Annotated in this window: 4 protein-coding genes and 1 pseudogene; 4 read left to right on the forward strand and 1 reads right to left on the reverse strand. The window is 43.4% G+C overall.

Annotated elements, in window-relative coordinates; translation table 11 throughout:
- Positions 1–120 precede the first annotated feature (120 nt).
- Positions 121–357: pseudogene (locus JQC92_RS22045) on the reverse strand (transposase); the annotation flags it as partial.
- A gap of 68 nt (positions 358–425) precedes the next feature.
- On the opposite strand from JQC92_RS22045, the gene tnpA reads away from it, so the two are divergent.
- The 4 genes from tnpA (at position 426) to JQC92_RS22065 (ending at position 1,898) form a co-directional block, all read left to right on the forward strand.
- Positions 426–707 (forward strand): IS66 family insertion sequence element accessory protein TnpA, encoded by a 282-nt coding sequence (tnpA, locus tag JQC92_RS22050; protein ID WP_205001676.1) that lies wholly within the window; start codon positions 426–428, stop codon positions 705–707.
- On the forward strand, positions 707–916 hold the full coding sequence (gene tnpB / locus JQC92_RS22055) for an IS66 family insertion sequence element accessory protein TnpB (RefSeq protein WP_205001677.1): 210 nt from the start codon (positions 707–709) through the stop codon (positions 914–916). Before tnpA ends, tnpB begins: the two co-directional genes overlap by 1 nt.
- 153 nt (positions 917–1,069) lie before the next feature.
- Positions 1,070–1,216: a hypothetical protein gene (locus JQC92_RS22060; RefSeq protein ID WP_205001678.1), complete on the forward strand. Its 147-nt coding sequence runs from the start codon at positions 1,070–1,072 to the stop codon at positions 1,214–1,216.
- 121 nt (positions 1,217–1,337) lie between these two features.
- A complete protein-coding gene (locus tag JQC92_RS22065) occupies positions 1,338–1,898 on the forward strand; it encodes an IS66 family transposase (protein WP_205001679.1) in 561 nt (186 codons plus the stop codon).
- Positions 1,899–2,015: the final 117 nt, after the last annotated feature.

Below are 2,015 nucleotides of genomic sequence, written 5' to 3' on the forward strand. Positions count from 1 at the left end.
GTCTGTGATCTTTTAGCTATCCCTTTGTGATCTATTTGCCATAGTTGTTGTGATCTGATGGCTACTTTAAATGATTTGGCGATAAATACGTTATTAGGAAAATTAGGTGCGGAATGTGTGTTTTAAGGTTTCTCTAAATTGATATTGACCTAAGTTGTAGACCATTAAACTGAACGTCATTACCATCATTAACGCATTGATGCGTTCTAGTCTTTTTAAAAACATATTGTTTAGATGAAATACCGGATCTTTAATGAGTCGAAAACCACGCTCTACACCTTGCTGACTTTTGTAATTATCAAGGACTTCTTTAGGGGGCATTGTGAAATGGTTCGTTGCCAGAACAAAGTAAGCGATCATTATAAGACGTATTTTCTTCTCTAAATTTCACATCCAAACTATCACCTTAATTTTATGGAGGTGGTATGTCACGTAAAAACCGCTCTGCTGCTCAATGGCAGGAAATCATAACTCTTTTTGAACAAAGTAATCTCACTGTAACCGAATTTTGCAGGGAGTATCAGGTATCTCATTCTGGCTTCTATCACTGGCGTAAACGACTCACCAGTGAACCAAAAGCAGAAGTCACTGAGGATAACTGGCAACCCGTTAATCTTCCCAAGGTTCAAACGGTGAACACCTCCTCACCTGAATGGGATATTGAGCTGACCCTACCTAACGGTATTACTCTGCGGATGCGTCAGTAATGCTGCTCCCCAATCCGGATGTCAGTATCTGGCTTTACAACCAACCAGTAGATATGCGTAAGCAGTTCGATGGCTTAGCGGCGTTGGCTCAGAGTAAGCTCAGGCACCGTGTCACTGACGGTGAGTTATTCGTCTTCGTTAATCGTCGCCGGACTCAAATGAAGGTGCTGTATTATTCACAGGGCGGGTTGTGTTTATGGAGTAAATGACTAGAGCAAGGCACCTTTCATCAGGTCGCTGGTAATGATGAAAAAATCAGTCTCGACTGGGCACAACTTCAGTGCTTAATCGCTGGAATTAACTGGCAAAAAAGAGTGAAAAACAAGCGACTCTGAGTGGTGTTTTTGGTATAATTATCAGCCATGAAAGTTGAAGAATTTACCCAGTTAAACCGACAAGAAATGGCTGCTTTACTTACTCAGCAAGTGGAGCAAATTGACTTGCTGGCTGAACAAAATTCATCTCAGTCAGAGCAGATAACTGGTAACCATTCACCAGCCCCGTATTGACTTTTCAAATAAACAGTGAAACTTACTTGCGGGGTGGTACTTGTGTCACAAAACAATGGCAAGCTTGTAGTTATAAATGCCAATAAACGGGAGTTTGAGATTGTCAATACCCCTCTGGTGAATGCTTACGATAACTGTACTTCAACAGCAACTCGACTGGTTCAAGCGCCAGTTGTTCGGCCGCAAGTCCGAGAAGCAGCTTATCGACAATCCGTCACAAAGCTCATTATTCGGTGACAGCCTTGCTGAGACTAAAGCTGAGGAGCCATCCACCGAAGTTAAAGGTCACCGCCGTAAATCCAATATCCAACGCACTGGTGATGAGGTTAATGACACGGGTCTTCGCTTTGACGACACTGTGCCGCAGAAAATCATTGAGCTGCCTTTACCAGAAATGACTGAGGAAGAAGCTTCTCAGATTGAGGTCATCGACTACAAAGAAACCTATCGCTTAGCGCAGCAGCCAGGGAGTTATACGATACTGGTGTATCGTCGTCCGGTGATTCGTCATAAACCGACTCAGACTTTAGCCACGACTCCGGCACCCGAGGCGGTATTAGACGGCTGCTACTGTGACGTGTCACTGCTAGCAGGGTTAATGGTCGATAAAGCGGTTTATCACTTCCCTTTATACCGTCAGCATCAGCGGATGCTGGACAGCGGGGTTCAGATCAGCCGCTGACTCTTCTACACAAATATTATGGAAATTGAACTTATTATCGTTTCGTTGATCTGATCAGTAAATTACACTAGATAAGGCAACGCATCATGTCAATTTTCAACCAAGATCTATGGTCAA

Source organism: Parashewanella hymeniacidonis (assembly GCF_016900895.1).
GTDB lineage: Bacteria > Pseudomonadota > Gammaproteobacteria > Enterobacterales > Shewanellaceae > Parashewanella > Parashewanella hymeniacidonis.